Raw genomic sequence first — 21,512 nt, forward strand, 5'->3', positions numbered from 1 at the left:
TTGAACAGGACGGCTGGATTTTGGTGAGACAAAAAGGCAGTCATAGACAATACAAACATCCAGTTAAGAGGGGACTTGTAACCATTGCAGGAAATTTAAAAGATGATTTAGCACCTGGAACATTAAATAGCATTTTAAAACAAGCTGGCCTAAAAAGGGGGAAAAAGGATGTTTAAATATACAATTATAGTGGAAAAAGCAGAGGGTAATTATTCAGCTTACTGCCCTGATTTGCCTGGTTGTGTGGCCACAGGTAAGACAGTAAATGAGACTATTCAAAACATGCGTGAAGCTATCAGATTTCACCTGGAAGGCTTAAAGGCTGAAAATATGCCCATCCCTCAAACTAAGAGTATGGCCTTTCAGATAACTGTATAATCCTTTTGGCAACATTATAAGTTCTCTATATCTATTTTGGCGTATTAACCAGGTGGGTAAATTTTGTCTTGGTTAAATTTACCTGAGTGGTTAAATATCGCTTAATGGGTAACTTGTTTCTTAGTCCAGACGACGTGTCTTAATAATAAATATAATAAGACAGAGAGTCTTGTTTTTCAGGCTATTAATTCATTGTATAGAATATCAGCCAATTGAGGCAAGTTAGCTATTTTCTGGGCATTTCTACCCCTTCTATTGTTTATTTCTAGTCGCTTTTTATCTACCTCCACTAGTTTTTTACAAAAATCCTCTTTAGACAATCCAACATAAGGCGCCATTTTCTTTTTTAATCTGCTTTTTAGGACCTTACAATTGGGATGACCACAAGTGGTTTTAGATTTATTGTCCTTAATAAAATCACTGCCACATATTGGGCATTTGGTTTTTAGGAGTTGGTTTAAAGAGCGCTTAAGATCGCTTATTGTTTTACCAGGTCTCAAAAAGTAATTCTTTGTTATTATGCCTTCTTTTACCAATTTATTTTTTATCTCTAAAAAAGACTCTGGAGGATTTTCAAGAAAGGCTTCTAGTTTTTCTGGATAAAACGAATAAATTTCATAAAAAGGAAAGTAACTTCCTTTTTTAATGGCTTTTACTGTCATGCACTTTTCTGATTTTGCTACTGCTAAATTATGCCAATAGGTTAAGATATAGTTTAAAACTTCAGCCTTAGTGGCAATAGCTTTTTTATCACAAACAGAAATATTTAAAACATACATTTTAATAAGGGATGATTTAACAGGACTATCTAAGTTTTCAAAGTTTTCAGATTTTTTTTTCTTTATGTGACCTTCACCGAAAGAATGTTTAAAAAGGATTCGCCTCTTGGTTGGCACTTTATGGAGGAACATATAAAGTCCAATACAAAAATCCTTGAGCTGGCGCAAAAGGAAATTTTGTAGGAACTCCTCGCTACATGGGTAATCCTCTTTATTAATCCAAAAACTAAAAATAATATCCCCATAATTTGTCTCTTTTATGGTGAAACGGTCCCATAGGGAAAACCTAGCAAATAAGTAACCTTCAAGGAAACTCCTTTTAAGATTTTCAGGTAGCCTTTTTGAAATAATTTCAATTATCCCCTTGTCCTCTAACCCTTCTTTTAACGACATAAGCGATATCCCCCAAATATATGTTACACTTTTTTTCAAACAAATAAACTGTAACACTTGAAATGTGTAACATTAGGGTTAAAATAAGTCAACAAAGAATAACTATAAAAAAGCTAAAAAAAGGAGTTTTAAAATGACAGAATGCACACTTATCCCTGTAAAAGATAAAGAACTATTAGAAAGGCATGGGATTTATTTCTCACCAAAAACATTAAGGAAGTGGCATTCAATTGGTCGTCACCCTCAAATCTTTCTCAAAATAAACCGCAGGTTATTTATTCAATTGGAGAAATGGCAAGAGATTGTAAAACAAAAAGCAAAAGAGTCAGAGCAACGTGCTAAAAGATTTGAGACCTTAAAGGATTTCTAGAATACTCACAGATTATTAAATTTTAGTTGGTTATAACGGTTATAGTGACCAATAGGCATATACTTAGATGCCTTGAGGAGGCATAAATAATGAAAATAATAGATGCGGACGTAACAGACATTATTGACCGCATTATAACAGCCATAAGAAAAGCTGGTATTCCTTGTAATCTAAGATCAGATGAAATTGTGATTGATGGTGAGATTCATAGGTTTTCAACTAATGGCAGGCCAAGCGATAAAGCTGGATGGTATGTCTTTTTTAGCCATAATAATTTTGTAGCTGGTTCTTTTGGAGACTGGAGGTCAGGCATAAAAGAGACGTTCTATTCAAGGGAAATTGAGAGTTTATCACCCAAAGACAGGTCAATAATTAGACAAAAACAAGAGGAAATAACCAGAAAGATTCAATGCAAAAAGGAGGAGGCAAAAAGAAAGGCGGTTGAGCTATTAAAAAAAGCTAAACCGCCAGACGCCAAACATCCCTACCTAGTTAAGAAAGGCATTAAGCCAATTGGTGAAATTAAGCAATTAGGCAATGCCTTAATAATTCCTATAAGAGATATTAACAAAAACCTCCTCGGACTGCAATACATTTACGAGGACGGCGATAAAAAATTCTTATCTGGTTCATCTATAAAAGGGAATTTTTTTCAAATTGGTTCAGGTTTCCCTATTTACATTTGTGAGGGATATGCCACTGGAGCAAGTATCTATCAGGCGATAGATGGAGAAGGCACTGTTGTTATTGCTTTTAATGCTGGAAACTTAAAGCGAGTGACTGAGGTATTAAGAAAAGAGTATCCAGAGGCAGAAATTATCATTTGTGCTGACAATGACCAGTGGACTAAAGGCAATCCTGGAAAAATAAAGGGGGAAGAGGCAGCTAAGGCCGTATGTGCTAAGATAGCACTTCCAAAATTTAAAGATACCTTCACAAAGCCAACAGACTTTAACGACTTGCATGTCTTAGAAGGTCTTGAGGAGGTTAGAAAACAAATAGATAAGGCCGAATATCCTCATTATATACAGAAAGAGAGAGAGGAGGTATTTAAGAGGCTGGCCTTATTATCTCCAAGTGAGTATGACTTTATAAGGAAAATCGCTAGTAAGGCTTTAGGGTTAAAACTTTCCACCCTGGATAAAGAAGTAAAGGCAAGAAATAGAGAAGCTGAAAAAGATAATGGGAAGGAAGATTTTATTGAACAGCTGAAGCCAGCCAATGAAGAAGTTAATGGACAAGAGCTTTTAGATGAGATTTATACTATAATAAGAAAACATGTGGTATTGAACGAAAAACAGGCAATTGCGGTATCTCTCTGGACTGTTTTAACGTATTGCTATGATTGCTTTTTTATCCTTCCTATACTTGGAATATCTTCACCACAAAAGCGATGTGGTAAAACCACCCTATTAAGAGTTTTAAGAGGTCTTGTTAAAGCTGAAATCCTGGCTTCAAATATTACCCCTTCGGCTTTATTTAGAGTTATTGAAAAATACAAGCCTACTTTATTAATAGATGAGGCCGATACTTTCTTAAAAGACAACCAGGAATTAACAGGAATCCTTAACTCAGGCCATACGAAAGACACCGCTTTTACTGTTAGAAGTGAAAAGATGAATGATGATTTTGAACCAAAAAAATTTTCTACATGGTGTCCCAAAGCCATTGCTCTTATTGGAAATCTCCCAGACACACTTGCTGATAGAGCCATAGATATAAGACTAGAGAGGAAATTAACCACAGAAAAGACCGAAAGATTGGAGCTAGATTTTAAAGATTGGATGAAACCAATTAGACAAAAAATATTGAGATGGACTTTAGACAATGAGGAGATGTTTAAGAAGGTCAGGAAAGAGATAAATGTAAATAACGATAGGGCCAAAGACAATTGGCTACCTTTATTGGCTATCGCTGAAGTAGCAGGTGAAGAATGGTTTAAAAAGGCCCAAAATGCCATGTTGTATATTGAGAGCATAGAGGAAGAGACTTCTTTAGCCCAGGAACTATTAAAAGACATCAAATTTATTTTTGAAGAAAAAGGTAAGATAGAAAAGATTGCCTCTGCAAAACTGGTTGATGAGTTAGTTAAACTTGAAGATAGACCATGGGGAGAATGGAAAAGAGGAAAGCCCATGACACCAAACAGTCTAGCAAGACTACTTAAACCCTTTGGTATTCATCCTAAAACCATCAGAGATGGCTTTCGGACTTATAAAGGATATGAGGTCAAAGCCTTTGAGGAAGTTTTTAAAAGGTATATCCCTTCTAATACCCCTATTCAAACCGTAACAACGGAACATTACAATAATATTAATAAGTTATCAAAAAATCAAACCGTAACAGAGAAGGAATGTGTTACAGATAAAAAAATAGATAACCCATTGAAATCTTTGAGTTGTTACGGTGTTACGGATGAAACAGCGGGTAATAAGGTAAAGGCAATATTTTTGGATGATAATGTTGAAATTAAAATAAAGGGGGAAAAAGGGGATAGGTATTAATGAGAATGCAAATTTTAGAACCATGCACAATAGGGGACAAAGAACTTTCCCCTGGAGACATTATAGAAGTTGTTACTTCTTTAGCTCAAAGGCTTATAGATAAAGGTATAGGTAGGCCGTTATATCCAGGACAGTCCGAAGATATAGCTACGAGGGGAGAGGAGGAGGCTCCAACTGTGCGAGAACTTAAAGAACTGTTAAAGAGACATCCAGTAAAGATTGACTTGCGAGAAGGGATTGAAAATAGAGTTAGGCTTATAGAACCACCAGGCGGGGCATATGCAATCTGGAAAGCATTTCAACGTATATCTCATTTGGTTTATTTTGACGAACAAGTTAGTGAATGGTTGGCAAGATATGATGGCCAAATAATTGACCTTTACAGGCAAGGTAGACAAAAAGTTGTTGAGGGAACAAATACGGTCTCTAAAAGATAAAAGGTAATACCTCCATCCTGGACCAAGTTATAACCAAGGGCCTAACAATTGAACCATCAGAGAAGCTCACAAAAAACATATTGCCAAGGAGTAATCAATGAATAAAATTCAAGGAGTCAAAAAATTTGGTAAAAGAGCACAAGGCCAAAAAGAATATATTAAGTTTTTAAAAGGTGAAAAAATTACAAGAAAAGAGGCTATGCTGGCCAAGTGTTATGAATGTTCTTGCTGGTATGCTGATGGTGTAAATTCATGCCAGATGAAAAGCTGTCCCTTATATCCATATCATCCATATAAAAAATAGCCCTGTAGCCAAACATAATCATAGGCAGTCTTGTGGCTTGGCCAGATATGACCATAGGACTGCTTTTTATATAGCTAAATCATACCTATCTTGCCCTCTCAGACATACTAAAATAGCCTTATGTTATACTTTTTAATAAAAACATGATTAATATAATATGGACTAAGGTAAGAAAATTCAAAAATAAGGCTGTTTTGTGCACTAGAGAACCAATATTTAAATATATTAATATTATCAAATATTGGTACATAAAAACCTGGTTTTGGCCCTCTTTCAATCTATTGATTTTATTTTTATTTATTAAAACAAACAAAATTTAACAATATTAACTAAAAATCCTACTTTAGTTGGCATGCACAGACTTAGCCCTATTTTTTAAAGGCTAAACATAGAGGAAGCAACTTAAAGGGTTCGAAAGGCTTTCCAAAGGCCTTAAAAGGCTTAATAAAATTAGAGCTTAAACCAGACCTATATTTGGAATAAAAAACGGTTACGAACTGACAAGGTAGAGGTAGAATTAGCTCTTTTTTGTTTTTAATATAAAACGTAGATATGAGCTAAAGCCTAAAAAGCGAAATAAAGGCCGTTCTGGGCGTGTGGGTCCTTCCTGACTGGGGTTGGGTTACGGCACAACGTGGCGCAGGCTTTGTCAAAATTTTGGTCAAAAAAGTGCTTCACATTTTAAGAGTTTGCAAAAACTCTTAAAGAAGGTTCGCAAATGAAATTTTAGTAAGTTTCTATTGATGGTTTAATAGTAACATATCCAAAAGCAAATATCACGGGATCAATGGCCTATTTCCCATTGGTATAATTTTGCAAATAAATTTTTACCACTGGTCAAAACGGTTGCCAGAGTATTAAGTGGTTCTATCAAAGTTATTTGTAGAGTAATGCCCTCAAATAAAAATAATACAGTATATAACCAATTGGTGATATTTCAAGTCTTTTGTATATATTTTGGAATAGTTACCAAGTTTTAAATACAACGGTTAAATCTCAACGGAGCATCATAGACTATAAACAGAAATTCTCGATGATTGAAAGGTAGCATTTATAGGAGGAGGGGAAAAATTATAATTATTTTTCTATAAAAAATAGAACCGTAGAATTAAATTATTTCTAGCAGAGAATTCTTGGTCTCTAAAAAAAATAAATTGACTAGACTCTCTATATGGACTAACTGATATATATGGATAAATTTAGATCCTTCATTTTCAAACACTGGAAAAAATTTGCTGTGATTTCTCTTTTAATTGCTGTTTATCTAGCGGACAGAGGAGTTGTATGGGCTAAAGCCATCACAGATTTATTTTTCTTCTTTCTCCTCCTTGCCCCAATCATTATAATTGTTGGAATTATTATCCTAACAATTCTTTCACGGCTTCTAGACTCTCCAAAAACCAATCAACTATAACCCCCTTATTTATTTTTCTATTTCTTTTTTCTTTCTTCCAAAATAAATAACGGCTCACAAGGATGTGGTATGAGTTTTAAGGGGACCATTTAAAAAGCATAGGAAAGATGTCTTGCGGGGCACCCATGGGGGCACCCATAGATTTTGGCCACAAAAAAAGCCTGTTAAGATTTTCTCCTAACAGGCTTAATTTATTGTCTTTATGATGGTGCCGAGGGGCGGAATCGAACCACCGACACGGGGATTTTCAGTCCCCTGCTCTACCGACTGAGCTACCTCGGCTTAATATCATTTTTTTCAAAGACCTTCTAAGTGCCGAAGGGGAGACTCGAACTCCCACGGGGCGAACCCCACTAGGTCCTGAACCTAGCGTGTCTACCAATTCCACCACTTCGGCGTCGTTGGCGGAACTTCTTATATACAAAAAACCTTACCTTGGCAAGTTTTTTTTACAGTTTTTTTTAAATATCCGCAGGTTTTTTCATAAGCTTAATTATCTCATGGGCAAGTTCCAATGCCCTTAGTCCTTCCTCTCCTGTCACTTTTACAGTCTTATCAAAAACTATTGACCTTGCAAATTCCTCTAACTCCAATTTTAGAGAATTTACATCCATCTGTGGAGGAGACACAAAAAAAATATCCCTTTTATTCTTGCCTTCTCCTATTTCTCCAAGAGGCAACACTTCATATCCTTTATCCCCTAAACGATCTACTTTTTTTAAACTCAAAATTTCGCTCTTTTTATTCAAAAAGTCTATTGAGATATATTGATCTTTCTGAAAAAGTCTCATTTTTCTCATGTGCTTTGCAGATATTCTGCTGGCAGTTAAATTGGCAACTGCCCCATTTTCAAATTCGATCCTCACATTTGCAATATCTTCTGATGGTGACACAACACCCACTCCACAGGCATGGAGAAAATTAATTGGAGAATCAACCAATTTTAACACTATATCCAGATCATGGATCATTATATCAAGTATCACACTTACATCTGTTCCTCTTGGATTAAATTCACTGAGCCTATGCGCTTCAATGAACATAGGAGAGAGTTCTAAATGTTGAAGGCTCAAAAATGCAGGATTAAATCTCTCAATATGACCAACCTGTAATTTTAATCCTTTCTCATTAGCTAACAACACCAGTCTTTTGCCCTGCTCAACGGTCTCTGTAATGGGTTTTTCAATAAATACATGGCAACCCTTATCCAACGCCTTGACCCCAATTTCATAGTGGGATTTGGTTGGAACCACTATTGAGACAGCCTCGCATTTTTCAAGTAACTCATCTATGTCCTTAAAAACAGTCACATCATATTTTTTAGAGACATCCTCCATTCTAGTAGGATCTTTATCATAAATGCCAATAATATCAAAATAAGGGATGTCTCTGGCAACTTTTAAATGAAAATGTCCAAGATGTCCCACTCCAATTATACCAAATTTTATCTTATCCATTTAAAAACTCCATTAATCTCCTATACACCATTAACCAATACACCAATAACCGTGAACAGTGACTCGTGATTCGTGATTTGTAATTTGGAAACAGAACAGAAAAAGAAGTAAACCAATATATCACTACACCAATACACCAATAACCACTATACCAATACACCAATATACCAATACACCAATAACCACTACACCAATACACCAAAATTTTTCTTTCCATTTAAATTGTCCAAAATAATCTTAGCAGCCTCATAAGAAGCCTTCTTTGTGCCCAAGCTATCTCTCAATTTAAGAAGCTCTTCTCTTATGTTTTCACGCAATGAAGGATTTTTCATCCATTTAATAAGATGTGATGCCACATTCTCAGGGGTAAAGGCATCTTGAATGAGCTCTGGAAACACACCTCTATCCATTATGATATTTGTCATACTTATATAGCTCACTTTGACAAACATCTTTCCTATAAAATAGGTTGGCCAACTAACCTTGTATACTACAACTGAAGGTAATCTCAACAGACCACACTCTAGGGATGCAGTGCCAGATGCCACAACTGCCACTTTAGATTTTGCCATTTCTATATATCTATTTTCAAAATCAACCAATTTATAATCAATATCCACATCTAAAGCAGCGTCAATTAATTCCCTTTTTATTCCAGGTGCCACTACAATTTTTAATTTTATATTGGAAATCTTTGATAAAATTATCTCACACGACTTTGCCATTATTGGTAATATCTTCCGAACTTCTTTTTCCCTACTACCTGGCAAAAGTATAAGAGAATTATCTGTTTTTTTTAGACTATCTAAAAAATCAAAATCCAAGTACTCCATGAGTGGATGTCCAACATATTCAACTTCCAGACCATTTTGTCTAAAAAATTCTTTTTCAAAGGGAAAAATACATAGAAGTTTTTTTACATATTTTTTTAAAAATTTTATTCTACCAGGTCTCCATGCCCATACCTGGGGACTGATGTAGTAAAATACTGGAATATTGTATTTGTAGGCAAGCTTTGCAACCTTAAAGTGAAAATCTGGTGCATCAATCAATATAACACATTTTATCTTTCCAGTTTTAAAGAGATCATCTATTTTCCTGTAACATTTCATAATCTTGGGTATATGCCCTATAACTTCAAATAGTCCCATTACAGCAAATTCTTCTGAACTGTAAAGCTTGCTCATTCCCTCTTTTGACATATTGACTCCGCCAATACCAACAAAGTCAAGCTCACATCCTTGTTTTTTAAGGGCTGAAATCAATTTTTGTCCATGGAGATCTGCAGAAGTCTCAAGGGCACTTATCCAAATACTCTCATTTTTAGGCACAAAAATATTCTTTTCCACAGCTCGCCTCTATTTCTCTTCTTTGTCTTTATGAATTTTCATTTATTAATCTATCTACTTCCAGATAAAAATCCTCTATATTAAAGGGAGATTTTAAAAACCCTTTGATATTTTTATGATGGATAAAATAATTGAAGTGAGATATGAGTAATATAGGAGTAGATGTTTTAAAAATTTTCATATGAGAATCAGACAATTTTTTAGTGGGAAGATGATAATAGATAATTAAATCCAACTCCAGTGAATCTATATCTTTTACACTGAGCAGATCAATTACATCAAAATTCCTATCTAGAAGTATATCAGTTATAAGATTTTTCATTGGAATATCCTGGGACAATACACCAATCTTCTTTTTTAACTCCGCTGTGTTTAAATATGAATCCACTAAGGATTCTACCTCTTTTAATTGTTGCCTAATTTTCTCAACTAATATTTTGTCCTGTTTAAGGGACTTTGCATTTTGAATCAAAATTTTGAGTGAATTGATCAATACTAAAGGATCTTCAACTTTTTTATCAAAATCTTGTGTGGCAATCCTGGCAGTAAATTGTATTACTGATTGTTTTATGACTTCTGTTGGATCTGATAAAAAAAGATTTTGTTTGGGTCTATTTAATATTCTGTCTGTTATAAGTTTGTAGCACTTACCTGCCAGGGAATTTGGGTATAATTTGGATATTGGTACATTATGGGTAAGTTCTTCTCCAACTATACTCTCTTCAAATAATACTCCTAAAAAAAGGATTGATATACCCAAAAATTTCTTACATACATCCTGGAACCTACCCATTACTTTTTTTATCTGTTCCCTGGACTTTGCCCTGTTTAAAACTAGAAAAGGCGGATAGTATAGCCCATTTTCTTTTAAACTTTTTATAAGGGCGTAACCATCTGTAATAGAAGTAGGTTCTGGAGTAGTAATTACAATTAATTCCTTTGTTGCAAGACAAAAAGATAGTACAGACGGCGCTATTCCAGGGGAATTGTCTATTATAATAAAATCGTAGCCTGTAAGGGACGAAAACTTCTGGATCAAATCTCTTCTTTGAGAAGGGGATAGGTCAGCTAACTTTGGAATGCCTGAGCTCCCTGGGAGTAGGTGGAGAAAATCGTCCACTGGATAAATTATCTCTTCAACGCTTTTGCCATTAAAAATCATATCTTCAAGGGTATATTTTGGATTTATCCCCAGCACAACATCAATATTGGCAAGTCCTAAATCTGCATCTATTATACAGACCTTCTTTTTTTGTATAGAGAGGTTATATGCCAAATTCAGGGAAAAAGAGGTTTTGCCTACCCCCCCTTTTCCACTGGCAACAGATATAATTCTACATTGAGACTTCTTCAAAAAGACCCTCCTCAGTGAGGACGCTCTTTATATCTTTTAGAAGGGATTTAATATGAAATGGTTTTTTAATACACTTATATACTCCTTTACTCAAGGCCTCTTTTATCTCTTCGTGGGTTGCCATTCCTGTTATAACAATTATAGGAATGTTTAAATCCTTTCTTTTTATGGCGTTAATAAGGGATAGTCCATCTAATATTGGCATCTTCATATCCAACAATATTAAATCAAACCTCTTTTTTTCCAACAGCTCCAATGCTTCCGCCCCATTTGAACAGGTATTTGTTTCCATTCCCTCGTCTTCCAATGTCTCAGACAATATCTCTCTTATGTGTTTTTCATCGTCAACTACTAATACCTTGGGTTTGATATTATAGGTCCTGCGTTGTTGAGAAAAAGAATTAAATGAATCTGACTCCCTTAATTCATTTAAGTCCAGAGGCAATATTACTCTAACAGTAGTGCCAACCCCTTCCTTACTTTTGAGCTCCAATTTGCCATAGTGATTTTCTATTATAGAATTTGAAATAGAAAGTCCAAGCCCACTCCCTTTACCTGGTTCCTTGGTAGTAAAAAAGGGATCAAATATATTTTTTAACTGATTTTTTGGTATTCCACACCCCTGATCAATAACTTCCACAATAACTTGTTTATTTGTATCATCAAGCCAAGTCTTTATAAAGAGTGTCCCCCCAGACTGTTCCATTGCATGTTGGGCATTAATAATTAGGTTCAAAAAAACTTGCTCTAACTGCGTTGGATCTCCCTTTATGTGTGGAAGGTCTTCTTCGTACTCTTTTTCTACAACTACTTTGTGTTTCCTTAAGCCTGGGCCAACAAAATCCAACACCTTATCCAGGAGAGAATGAATATCTACTGATCTCAAGGTTGGAGGAGCTGGCCTTGCAAAATCCATTAATCTAGTGAGAATATTACTTATTCTCTCTATTTGTTCAATAATCTGGGTAAGGTGCTTTTTCTTCACCTCATCGGTCTCTTTTATATGAAGCAATTGGGCCCTGGCATTTATCACTGCTAAGGGATTGTTGATTTCATGGGCAGCACCTGCTGCCAGTTGACCTGCAATAGCCAATCTCTCAGTGTGGAGCACCTGTTTTTGAAGTTGCTGATTTTTCCATAAGGCATAGGCAAGTTCTTCATTCTTTTTTTCCAAGCTCTCAATTAGCCTGATATTTTCTATGCTGGAAACCACAAGTTTGACTATCTGAGACAAATATAGCTTTTCCATATCTGAAATTGAGTATCCAACTGACGCTGGTGCTAGACATAGCTCTCCCTGAATATCCATATTTTCAGAATAGAGTGGAACAGTATAAAAAGGAGATTTATAAGATATGGTTAGATCAATCTTTGATTGCTGATCTACAAAAATTCTTTTTTTATACGAAGAGAATAATTCTTTCAGTATAGAGGGGAATTTTGATGTTTGCTGATCCCAAATTGGCCTGCCTTCTCTATCTAAGAAGCATCTAATTGATCTACTTTTTTTTGAATAATGCCATATATGTCCTTCTAATATCCAATTTTCTCTATCTAAAACATAAATCAACCCAGCCTTAAATAAGTTAAAGTTTGCAAATACATGGGCAATTTTTTGAAAAAGAGTTTTAACTTTTGAACATCCAGATGCCAACAAGCCTATTTCATTGATTAATTTCTGAAATTCATGACTTTTTTTTAGTTCTTTTTTTTGCTCAGCTAGTTTAAGAGCCAAATGGGATATACGGTAATTGGCCCTTTCCACAGTTTCCAGAAACATCTCTTCAAAATTTTCTTCGAGGTCAAAAATACTTGCTTTACCCTTATATTCTTCTAAGAATAACTGGTTTATATTTTTTAACTCTTTGTTATTTAAGTCTAATTTTTTTAAAAGAAGCTCCTTTTCCTTATTTTCTGCATCAAGAATTTCGCCATCTAAAACAAATTCATGGGATAGAATATTTGCGAGCTTTACAATACATATAAGGGGAATATGTTCTTTTAAAAAATCAAGAGACTGAATGTTCAGATGGTGATAGGAAATAACTTCTATTAAAGATTCAGACAACTCCCATTCTCGAGCCAATCTCCCACCTAGGATGGTGTGATCAAATCCCAAAATCTTATTTTCTAAATTCAAACTATCATGGCCATTTTTGCTTCTATTCCCAATTGATTTAATGTAATTTTCTCCTTCACACAAAAGGATGGCCAATTTCCCCACATCATGAAGCATCCCAGAAGAAAATGCCTCTTGTTTTAATTCAGGATACGTAGCTTTAGCTATAAAGAAAGAAAATATACCTGTAATCAAACTGTGATTCAAAATCTCCTTATGAGATTCCAAAAGAACTTTATTCTCTTTCCATTTCTCTAAAAACCTAAAGGAGATATTACTTAAGAGTATGCATTGTAAATCAGAAACTCCCAGCATGGATATTGCATGATATACGTCAGTAATTTTTTTTCTACGAGATTTTTCAGTGGAATTAACTCGTTTTAAAATAGTAACCACCAATGCTGGATCGTTTTGTATCACCTCTGATAACATCTTAATATCAACATCTTCTTGGAGGGAAAGTGATAGGGCCTTGATGGTGACAGAAGGAAATGACGGAATTCCTGAAATTTTTTCAATACACTGAGCCAATCTTTTTGCATCATAATTATCCAATTATCATCCCCTCTTGACTCAAGTTTTTCAATGCTAACTGTTATTATAAAAAATTAAAAATAAAAAACCCCAGTTTATTTTCTTTATACTGGGGTTAACATATGAAATGAAAATAAAAATTTCAAGACCTTATTTTTTTCTTGAATATCCCGAGCTATTATTATGTCCCCGGTCCCTATTTATTGACCGTCTCCTACCTCTTTGATCAATAGAGCCATCTCTCTTTTGTTCATCCAGTAATACTGCCCTTCTGCTCAACTTAATCTTACCCGTGCCTTCCTCTATTTCTATTACCTTGACCCTAATTTCCTGTCCTGGAGAAAAACTCTTATAAATATTGTTTATACGACCTATATCCAGCTGCGAGATATGAACAAGCCCATTGACTCCTGGAAGGATCTCAACTATTGCACCAAAATCTTTTAAGAGTTTTATCTTTCCATTGTATGTCTTGCCCAGCTCTGGTTTTTGATCATAAAACATTATTTTTTCTATGGTCTTGTCCAAGGATTCCTTATCAGGGGCAAATATGGTTATCTTTCCGTTGTCTTCAATATCAACTGTTGCACCTGTTTCTTTCACTATGGCCTTTATATTTTTACCCGATGGACCTATAATATCCTTTATTCTATCTGGAGTTACTTCTATTACTTCAATCTTTGGTGCATACTCTGATAGTTGCTCTCTTGGTTTAGATATAACACTCTCCATTTTATCCAGAATAAATAACCTGGCTTCCCTGGCCTGCTTTAACGCCTTAATTAAAATATCCTTTGATATCCCGGTTATTTTAATATCCAGCTGGATTCCAGTAATCCCTTCTCTATTTCCTGCAACCTTAAAATCCATATCACCCAAGTGGTCTTCATCACCAAGGATATCTGTTAATATAAAAAACTCATCGTCCTCTTTAATAAGACCCATGGCCACGCCTGCAACATGGGATTTCACAGGAACTCCTGCATCCATAAGTGCCAGTGAGCCTGCACAAACAGTTGCCATGGAAGAAGAACCATTGGATTCCATTATCTCTGATACCAGCCTAATGGTAAAGGGGAATTCCTCTGGAGATGGAAGCACTGGGGTTAGAGACCTCTCTGCAAGGGCACCATGACCAATTTCTCTCCTAGATGGGCCACGTAACTTTTTTGCCTCACCAACACAATATGGAGGAAAATTATAATGTACCATAAAACGTTTACTAAAATCCCCTGTTAAAGTCTCAATATGCTGCTCGTCCTGACTGGAACCCAGGGTCACCACGCCAAGGGCCTTGGTCTCGCCCCTGGCAAAAAGGGCTGATCCATGTGCCCTGGGCAAGAGTCCAATTTCAATGTTTATGTTTCTGATATCTGTAAGTTTCCTGCCATCAATTCTTGGCTTACCATTTTTTATCCACTCCCTAACTATCTTACTTTCTACTTTCTTTATATAGCCTGGGAGCTGTTTTAATTTTTCATTAAATAATTCTTCGTCAGTTGCATATCTTTCTTCAAGTTTTGTAATTATCTCTTCCTGGGCCTGCTTTAGGGCCATTTTTCTTTCAACCTTTGTAGGGATCCTAAGGGCATCTGAGAGGATTTTATATCCCACTTCTTCAATTGCCTGTATGAGTTCTGTATCTTCTTTCTTCTCCTCTACTTCTATTTTTGGCTTTCCAGCCTTATTTCTGAGTTCTTCCTGTAAATCTATAAATGACTGAATATGTTTATGCGCAAACTCTATTCCTTCCACAACTAATTCTTCAGAAACAAAGTCACCACTCCCTTCAACCATAACCACTGCGTCCTTTGTCCCTGCAACCACCAGATCAATCTTACTGTATTCTAACTCAACAGAAGAAGGATTTATAACGAAATTTCCATCTACATATGCCACACGCACACATCCAATAGGTCCAAGAAATGGAATCTGGGACAAATGAAGGGCACACGATGCACCATTTACAGCGAGTACATCAGGATCACAATTTGGATCAGCTGATAGTACAGTTGCAATTATCTGGACCTCTTGTCTGAAACCATCTGGAAAAAGTGGCCTAAGTGGCCTGTCAATAAGCCTGGATACTAAAGTCTCCCTCTCTGAAGGTCGTCCAATTTCACGTTTAAAATAACTACCAGGAATCCTTCCAGATGCATATGACATCTCTTGGTATTCAACTGTAAGTGGCATAAAATCTATTTCCCTATCCAAGGGCTGGGTTACAGCAGTTACAAGTACTACAGTATCACCACTTTGAACCCACACACTCCCGTGGGCTTGATTTGCTAATTTTCCTGTTTCTATTATGTACTCTCTGTTGTCTATCTCAGCACTTATCCTAATTCCACTAATCTCTCCCATACTCTCCTATCTCCTCATTTTAATAAAAATTTAGTTACTACTTATGAGAAGGCTAAGGGCTAAGTACTAAAAGCTAAGAATTTCTTAACGCTTAGCACTTAACTCTTAGCGCTTCTTTTCATAAATTTTTAGCAACCAATAAAATTTTTTTGCACACAAGGGTCAGAGGCTGTTAAATTCAATATGCCCCTGACCCATTTTATCATTTCCTCAAATTTAATCTCTGTATAAGCTCTTTATACCTGTTTACGTCCTTTTTACGCAGATAATTTAAAAGCTTTCTTCTCTGTCCAACGAGTTTAAGTAGTCCATTTCTCGAATGAAAATCGTGTTTATGAACCTTAAAATGCTCTGTTAAATAATTGATCCTTGCAGTAAGCAAAGCCACTTGGACCTCTGGTGAGCCTGTGTCTTTGTCGTGCAGTTTAAACTCGTCAATAATCTTTTTCTTTTCTTCAACTGAAAGTGCCACAGCAAACCTCCTTAATTAATTTAATTTTTTAAATTTTTACTCTCTTCCCCAAAGTCCCCTTAAAATCTTCCAATAAAGAGTTCCATCTATGAATCTGGTCTCCATCAGGGCCAAAGGACTTAGAGAATCGTCCAAAAAAAGATACCTCTTTCCCTCATCTTCAGGATATGCTCCTCTAATCTCGCCTACCCTTATCAAATTTCCATTTTTTATCTTCTTTGAGATATCTTCATCCACCCTAAGCTTTGGCCAGTGAGGCAGACTCTCAGATAGATCAATCACCTTTTCAAAGAAAAGGGACGGGGAATTTAAGAGCTCCTCCATTGACACACTGTGCTCAAGGCCATAAGGCTCTGCCCTCTCTCTAATTAAGGAGAATAGGACAGCGCCAACATTTAGCCGTTTCCCCAGGCTGTGGGCCAGGGAACGAACATATGTACCCTTGGAACACCTAATCCTAAACTCAATAAAAGGTAAATTTACGCCTAAAACCTCTACCTGGTCAATATAAATTTTCTTGATCCTTTTTGGGGGGCTTTCCCCTTGCCTTGCCAGGGAATGAAATGTCTTTCCTTTGTATTTTGCTGCTGAATAAGGGGGAACCTCTTGCTCTTTTAGATCTTGCCACTCATATACCGCCTTAACTATCTCCTCTTCTGTTAACCCAGTACACGACGATTCTTTTAAAACTTTTCCCGTGATATCATAAGTATCTGTCTCAATTCCCAGACGGATAACTCCTCTATAAACCTTATATCCATCCATTAAATAAGGGGCCAATTTGGTGGCCTTGCCTAGAAGAACAACTAAAACTCCAGATGCCATGGGGTCCAATGTCCCAGCATGTCCGATTTTTTTTTGCTTAAACTTCCTCTTTATCCGTTCAATACAAGCAGTTGAAGTTGGCCCTTTAGGTTTATTTAAAACTAGCACTCCATGACGCTGGGTCCTTTTTATTGAATTCATTATAATTTTACCTTAAAAAATTAGGAAAATCTTTATTATTTTCTCAAGCAATAAAACCAGCCACACATTTTATAAAGGCCTCTTCAGCCTCATCTAAGGGCAAATCTAGACTTCCACCTGCTGCATTTTTGTGGCCTCCACCATTTAATTCCATGGCTATTTTACTCACATCCACCTCACCCCATGACCGCATGCTCACCTTAACCTTGTCCTCATCTTCACGCAAAATAGCAGCTATTTTCACCCCCTTGATCTGTCTCAAATAATTAATTATCCCTTCTGCTTCTTCTGATGTTGTATTGGTCTTTTCAAATAACTGTCGTGAAATCTTTGTGAGTGCTAATTTTCCATCAAAATATAGCTTTGCATCTTGCATAGCAAGGCCATGTAGATGCACTTTATTTAACGTCCAATATCTTTGATATTTTCTGTTAAAGTCATCTAAATCAAAGCCATTCTCTAAAATTTCCATAACCACTTTTAAAGTGCTTGGACGTGTATTGCTAAAAGTAAAAGAACCTGTATCTGATACTATAGCTGTGTATAAACATTCATATGCATTATATGTAAACTCTACCCCTGTTTCTTTAAACAAATAAAAAACCATCTCCCCAACAGAAGACATAGTTGCATCTACCCAATTTATATCAGCAAAATTATCATTGGTGGGATGGTGATCTATATTTATACTTATCTTTATGCGGAGCCTGTCTATCTCCTTGCCAGCCCTATATTTATCCCCGCAATCTAAAAAAATAATGCAATCATATTCATTTTTTACTAATTTATGGACTACATAGTCTTTAATATTTAGATATGAAAATCTATCTGGAATTTCAGATACATTGTAAAGATGAACATCTTTACCCAATGTTTTAAGTAAATAAAACATACCCCCCATTGACCCAACAGCGTCTCCATCTGGATTCATATGAGAGGTAACCAAAAAGGTCTTGTTTTTATGTATGGCATCAATTATTTTTTTCTTTATATCCATTTTCTTTATTCGTTGTTCGTGATTAGTGATTTGTAATTCGTGAATCGTGATTGGTGATTCATAACTGGTGATTCGTGATTGGTGATTAGTGATTAGTGATTCAATTCACGAATCACGATTCACGAAGATTCACGATTCACTAGAACTCAATTTAAAGACTAAATATCTCCAATGATGTATCTACTATTTCCTCACTGGTTATTCTTTCTAAAAAATTTAACAAATTATCAGCTACTTTTTGGATTATTTTTCCACTATTTGAAACTATTGCAATACCAAACACAAGTCTATTCAAACTATCTTGTGACTCTATTTCTGCAATTGAAATATTAAATTTATTCTTGAGTTTTTGTTTTATACTATTTGCAATATTTCTCTTTTCCTTTAAGGAAAAAACACCGTGCAGATAAAATTCAACTCTTACACATCCAATCTGCATAATATTTGTCCAACATTATAGTTGATTATCCTTTAAAGAGTTCTCTTCTCTTCTACTTCTTCAAAGGCTTCTATTATATCACCAACTTTTATATCATTAAATTTCTCTATTCCAATACCGCATTCAAATCCCTTTGTTACTTCTTTCACATCGTCTTTAAATCTCTTTAATGACGCAATCTTACCAGTATACACCACTACTCCATCCCTGATGACTCTAACGGGTGCATTTCTCTGAACCTTTCCATCTATCACCATACACCCTGCAACTGTTCCAACCTTTGGAATATTAAAGGTCTCTTTGACCTCAGCCTGACCAAGGTACACCTCCTTTTTAATTGGCGCAAGCAAGCCACTTAAGGCCTCTTTAATATCATTTACAAGGTCGTAGATAACTGAATAGAACCTGATTTCAACTCCCTCTTTTTCTGCAAATTCCTTAACCTTGGCAGTTGGACGCACATTAAATCCAATTATAATGGCATTGGAGGCAGATGCCAATCTTACGTCGTTTTCATTGATGGCACCAGGTGCTCCATGAATTATTTTTACGCTCACTTCATCAGTAGAAAGCTTACCTAAAGCCTCGTTTATTGCCTCAAAGGACCCTTGAACATCTGTCTTTACAATGAGATTCAAATTCTTAATATTTTCTTCTTCTTTTGCCTTAAAGAAACTCTCAAGGGTGAGTTTTGTCTGTTTGGCAAGTTCTTTTTCCCTGTGTTTTTGACGCCTTGCCTCTGCAATCTTCTTTGCTACCTTATCATTTTCAACAACCACAAACTCCTCTCCAGCATTTGGCACCCCATCAAATCCCTGCACTTCAACAGGCATGGAAGGCCCAGCACTGTCTACTTTTTGACCCTTATCATTTATCAAGGATCTGACTTTTCCATAATTTAAACCACAGACAAAGCTATCCCCTGTCTTTAATGTGCCTTCTTTGATGAGAACCGTTCCAACAGGCCCTCTACCTTTATCCAGTCTGGATTCAATAATAAACCCTCTGGCCCTTTTATTTGGATTGGCCTTTAATTCTAAGACTTCTGCCTGAAGGAGTAACATCTCTAACAATTGATCAATACCAATTTTTTTCTTTGCAGAAATATTTACATAAATTGTGTCACCACCCCACTCTTCAGGTAAAAGCCCAAGTTCTGCGAGTTCTCTTTTTACCCTTTCTGGGTCAGCATTTTCTTTGTCAATCTTATTAATAGCTACAATAATAGGGACACCTGCAGCCTTTGCATGGTTTATTGCCTCTTTGGTCTGTTCCATCACACCATCATCAGCTGCAACTATTAAGATTACAATATCTGTGACCTGGGCTCCCCTTGCCCTCATTTCAGTAAATGCCTCATGACCAGGTGTATCTAAAAATACTACATACCCATCACCAACTTTTACATGATATGCTCCTATATGCTGGGTTATACCACCTGCCTCTCGTAGAGCCACGTCAGACTTTCTGATGGCATCCAATAGAGTAGTTTTACCATGGTCAACATGGCCCATTATTGTCACAACAGGAGGTCTGGGCTTCAAGTCTTCTGGTCTATCTTCTTCTTTTGGTAAAATAAAATCTTCTTCTGAAAATCCAACCTTTTCAACTTCATAATCAAATTCTGCAGCTACCAATGCAGCAGTGTCAAAATCAATTGACTGATTAATAGTGGCCATTACCCCAAGGTCCATAAGGCTCTTAATTATCTGCTGCGCCTTAACCCCCATCTGCTGGGCAAGGTCTGCTACCCTGATGGCCTCTTCTATTTTTATCTTCCTCTTGGCAGCCTTTATTGGCTGGGTAGTGATTTTTGGTGGTTCTTGTGGTTTTTCTTCTTTTTTCTTTTTCTTTGGTAACTTTCCACCTGTTTTATCGCCAACTTGGGCTTCCTTTTTCTTTTTCCAATCGACCTTTTTCTTCTTAGCTTCTTCCTCATAAATATTTGAAACATCTACAACCTTTTTGCCCTTTTTCTTTCGCCTCGCCCTCTCCCTCTTCTCAGGGATCACAGGCACATCAGGAGCTTTAAATTCTTGTTCCTTTTTAGACGCTTCACCTTCCTTGCCCTGCACATCTTCTTTTTTTGGTACAGTAATCACCCGTGCCTTTGGATACGGCCTTCTTTTTCTAAATTTTCTCCTGTCTTTAAATGACTTTTTCTTCTTTTTTTCTTCCTTTTTCTCTTTTACCTGTTCTTTTTCCAATTGGGGGGATTGGACTTTTTCTTCTACTTCCTTTAAACTATCCTCTTTTTCCGCCACATGTTCTTTAACTTCCTTTTTCTCTTCTGATTCAATTTCTTTTTCTTTAACCTCTTCTTCTACAACATGTCGTTCTTGCTCTTTTTCTTTTTGAACTTCAGCTTCTTTTACCTCTTTTTTTACCTCATGAGCTTCTTCCTTACGTTCTTGTTCTCTTTTTTTTGTAGGCCTTCTTCTTATAATAATTCCAGAGGCCACTTTCTTCTTTTGCACCCTGTCTTGCTGTTTTAGTTCTTTAAATTTCTCTTTTACATACTGGACTTGTTCATCTGTAAGTCCACTCATATGACTTTTTACTGGAATATTTTCTTCTCTCAAAAAGTGCAAAAGTTCTTTATTACTTATGCCTAATTCTTTTGATAATTCTCTAACACGCATTTTTGTGGCCATAATCCCCCCTTAAAACCACTTATCTCCTTCTCTCCAATCTATACTTAATCGAAGAAAACTTTTTATCTGCTTTTTTTCTACAACTTTCCTCTCTACAAATATAAAAGCCCCTTCCATCCAATTTCTTATCTTTATCTAAAATAAATTTACCGTTTAAATATACATATCTATCTAAAAGATACTTATATGTCTTTTTTCCACAAACAATACAGGTTCTCTCTGGTATAT

At 35.9% G+C, this 21,512-nt stretch carries 18 protein-coding genes and 2 tRNA genes; 6 read left to right on the top strand and 14 right to left on the bottom strand.

The features are described 5' to 3' along the window. On the top strand, window positions 1-176 hold a 176-nt coding region (locus ACY2V1_RS10890; RefSeq protein WP_461834843.1), incomplete at its 5' end, for a type II toxin-antitoxin system HicA family toxin. Beyond that, window positions 169-378 (top strand): type II toxin-antitoxin system HicB family antitoxin, encoded by a 210-nt coding sequence (locus ACY2V1_RS10895; RefSeq protein WP_461834826.1) that lies wholly within the window; start codon window positions 169-171, stop codon window positions 376-378. The genes ACY2V1_RS10890 and ACY2V1_RS10895, both read left to right, overlap by 8 nt. Before the next feature lie 176 nt (window positions 379-554). On the opposite strand, the gene ACY2V1_RS10900 is transcribed toward ACY2V1_RS10895, so the two are convergent. Next, entirely contained in the window at window positions 555-1,550 is a 996-nt protein-coding gene (locus ACY2V1_RS10900) for a hypothetical protein (RefSeq protein WP_461834827.1), read from the bottom strand. Between the two features lie 133 nt (window positions 1,551-1,683). Between ACY2V1_RS10900 and ACY2V1_RS10905 the strand changes: the two genes are divergently transcribed. The 4 genes from ACY2V1_RS10905 to ACY2V1_RS10920 all read left to right on the top strand — a co-directional run bounded on the left by ACY2V1_RS10905 (window position 1,684) and on the right by ACY2V1_RS10920 (window position 5,165). Then, complete coding sequence (locus ACY2V1_RS10905; protein ID WP_461834828.1) at window positions 1,684-1,920, top strand: hypothetical protein; 237 nt, start codon at window positions 1,684-1,686, stop codon at window positions 1,918-1,920. A gap of 89 nt (window positions 1,921-2,009) precedes the next feature. Beyond that, window positions 2,010-4,424, top strand: a complete 2,415-nt coding sequence (locus ACY2V1_RS10910; protein ID WP_461834829.1) for a DUF3631 domain-containing protein — start codon at window positions 2,010-2,012, stop codon at window positions 4,422-4,424. After that, the gene (locus ACY2V1_RS10915; RefSeq protein WP_461834830.1) at window positions 4,424-4,861 is read left to right on the top strand and encodes a hypothetical protein; all 438 of its coding nucleotides are present in this window, start codon (window positions 4,424-4,426) and stop codon (window positions 4,859-4,861) included. The genes ACY2V1_RS10910 and ACY2V1_RS10915 overlap by 1 nt, the downstream gene beginning before the upstream one ends. 97 nt (window positions 4,862-4,958) lie before the next feature. Then, window positions 4,959-5,165, top strand: coding sequence for a hypothetical protein (locus ACY2V1_RS10920; RefSeq protein WP_461834831.1), 207 nt, complete (start codon window positions 4,959-4,961; stop codon window positions 5,163-5,165). Window positions 5,166-6,785: 1,620 nt separating this feature from the next. On the opposite strand, the gene ACY2V1_RS10925 is transcribed toward ACY2V1_RS10920, so the two are convergent. The 13 genes from ACY2V1_RS10925 to ACY2V1_RS10985 form a co-directional block, all read right to left on the bottom strand. Continuing rightward, a tRNA-Phe gene (locus tag ACY2V1_RS10925) sits at window positions 6,786-6,861 on the bottom strand. A gap of 31 nt (window positions 6,862-6,892) precedes the next feature. Further along, window positions 6,893-6,976, bottom strand: a tRNA-Leu gene (locus ACY2V1_RS10930). Window positions 6,977-7,040: 64 nt separating this feature from the next. Further along, window positions 7,041-8,036: a Gfo/Idh/MocA family protein gene (locus ACY2V1_RS10935; protein WP_461834832.1), complete on the bottom strand. Its 996-nt coding sequence runs from the start codon at window positions 8,034-8,036 to the stop codon at window positions 7,041-7,043. A 185-nt stretch (window positions 8,037-8,221) separates the two neighbouring features. After that, window positions 8,222-9,385 carry a lipid-A-disaccharide synthase gene (lpxB, locus tag ACY2V1_RS10940; protein ID WP_461834833.1) on the bottom strand — a complete coding sequence of 388 codons (1,164 nt, stop codon included), beginning with the start codon at window positions 9,383-9,385 and terminating at the stop codon, window positions 8,222-8,224. A gap of 28 nt (window positions 9,386-9,413) precedes the next feature. Continuing rightward, window positions 9,414-10,739: a MinD/ParA family protein gene (locus tag ACY2V1_RS10945; RefSeq protein WP_461834834.1), complete on the bottom strand. Its 1,326-nt coding sequence runs from the start codon at window positions 10,737-10,739 to the stop codon at window positions 9,414-9,416. Next, window positions 10,720-13,413: an HDOD domain-containing protein gene (locus tag ACY2V1_RS10950; RefSeq protein WP_461834835.1), complete on the bottom strand. Its 2,694-nt coding sequence runs from the start codon at window positions 13,411-13,413 to the stop codon at window positions 10,720-10,722. The genes ACY2V1_RS10945 and ACY2V1_RS10950 overlap by 20 nt, the downstream gene beginning before the upstream one ends. Before the next feature lie 129 nt (window positions 13,414-13,542). After that, window positions 13,543-15,756: a polyribonucleotide nucleotidyltransferase gene (pnp, locus tag ACY2V1_RS10955; RefSeq protein ID WP_461834836.1), complete on the bottom strand. Its 2,214-nt coding sequence runs from the start codon at window positions 15,754-15,756 to the stop codon at window positions 13,543-13,545. Between the two features lie 202 nt (window positions 15,757-15,958). Then, complete coding sequence (gene rpsO / locus ACY2V1_RS10960; protein ID WP_461834837.1) at window positions 15,959-16,228, bottom strand: 30S ribosomal protein S15; 270 nt, start codon at window positions 16,226-16,228, stop codon at window positions 15,959-15,961. Between the two features lie 36 nt (window positions 16,229-16,264). Next, window positions 16,265-17,194, bottom strand: a complete 930-nt coding sequence (gene truB, locus ACY2V1_RS10965; protein WP_461834838.1) for a tRNA pseudouridine(55) synthase TruB — start codon at window positions 17,192-17,194, stop codon at window positions 16,265-16,267. Window positions 17,195-17,237: 43 nt separating this feature from the next. Then, a complete protein-coding gene (locus tag ACY2V1_RS10970; protein WP_461834839.1) occupies window positions 17,238-18,191 on the bottom strand; it encodes a DHH family phosphoesterase in 954 nt (317 codons plus the stop codon). Window positions 18,192-18,342: 151 nt separating this feature from the next. Then, complete coding sequence (locus ACY2V1_RS10975; protein WP_461834840.1) at window positions 18,343-18,630, bottom strand: DUF503 domain-containing protein; 288 nt, start codon at window positions 18,628-18,630, stop codon at window positions 18,343-18,345. 32 nt (window positions 18,631-18,662) lie between these two features. Continuing rightward, window positions 18,663-21,284 carry a translation initiation factor IF-2 gene (gene infB, locus ACY2V1_RS10980; protein WP_461834841.1) on the bottom strand — a complete coding sequence of 874 codons (2,622 nt, stop codon included), beginning with the start codon at window positions 21,282-21,284 and terminating at the stop codon, window positions 18,663-18,665. A gap of 19 nt (window positions 21,285-21,303) precedes the next feature. After that, window positions 21,304-21,512 (bottom strand): YlxR family protein (locus tag ACY2V1_RS10985; RefSeq protein ID WP_461834842.1); only part of this gene is annotated, 209 nt, incomplete at its 5' end.

The organism is Desulfothermus sp. (genome assembly GCF_053993635.1).

Coding starts and splice junctions, on each gene's coding strand:
- ACY2V1_RS10905 (WP_461834828.1), top strand. CDS start 1,684: ATGACAGAATGCACACTTATCCCTGTAAAAGATAAAGAACTATTAGAA.
- ACY2V1_RS10935 (WP_461834832.1), bottom strand. CDS start 8,036: ATGGATAAGATAAAATTTGGTATAATTGGAGTGGGACATCTTGGACAT.
- infB (WP_461834841.1), bottom strand. CDS start 21,284: ATGGCCACAAAAATGCGTGTTAGAGAATTATCAAAAGAATTAGGCATA.
- ACY2V1_RS10900 (WP_461834827.1), bottom strand. CDS start 1,550: ATGTCGTTAAAAGAAGGGTTAGAGGACAAGGGGATAATTGAAATTATT.
- ACY2V1_RS10895 (WP_461834826.1), top strand. CDS start 169: ATGTTTAAATATACAATTATAGTGGAAAAAGCAGAGGGTAATTATTCA.
- pnp (WP_461834836.1), bottom strand. CDS start 15,756: ATGGGAGAGATTAGTGGAATTAGGATAAGTGCTGAGATAGACAACAGA.
- ACY2V1_RS10920 (WP_461834831.1), top strand. CDS start 4,959: ATGAATAAAATTCAAGGAGTCAAAAAATTTGGTAAAAGAGCACAAGGC.
- ACY2V1_RS10915 (WP_461834830.1), top strand. CDS start 4,424: ATGAGAATGCAAATTTTAGAACCATGCACAATAGGGGACAAAGAACTT.
- truB (WP_461834838.1), bottom strand. CDS start 17,194: ATGAATTCAATAAAAAGGACCCAGCGTCATGGAGTGCTAGTTTTAAAT.
- ACY2V1_RS10910 (WP_461834829.1), top strand. CDS start 2,010: ATGAAAATAATAGATGCGGACGTAACAGACATTATTGACCGCATTATA.
- ACY2V1_RS10970 (WP_461834839.1), bottom strand. CDS start 18,191: ATGGATATAAAGAAAAAAATAATTGATGCCATACATAAAAACAAGACC.
- ACY2V1_RS10975 (WP_461834840.1), bottom strand. CDS start 18,630: ATGCAGATTGGATGTGTAAGAGTTGAATTTTATCTGCACGGTGTTTTT.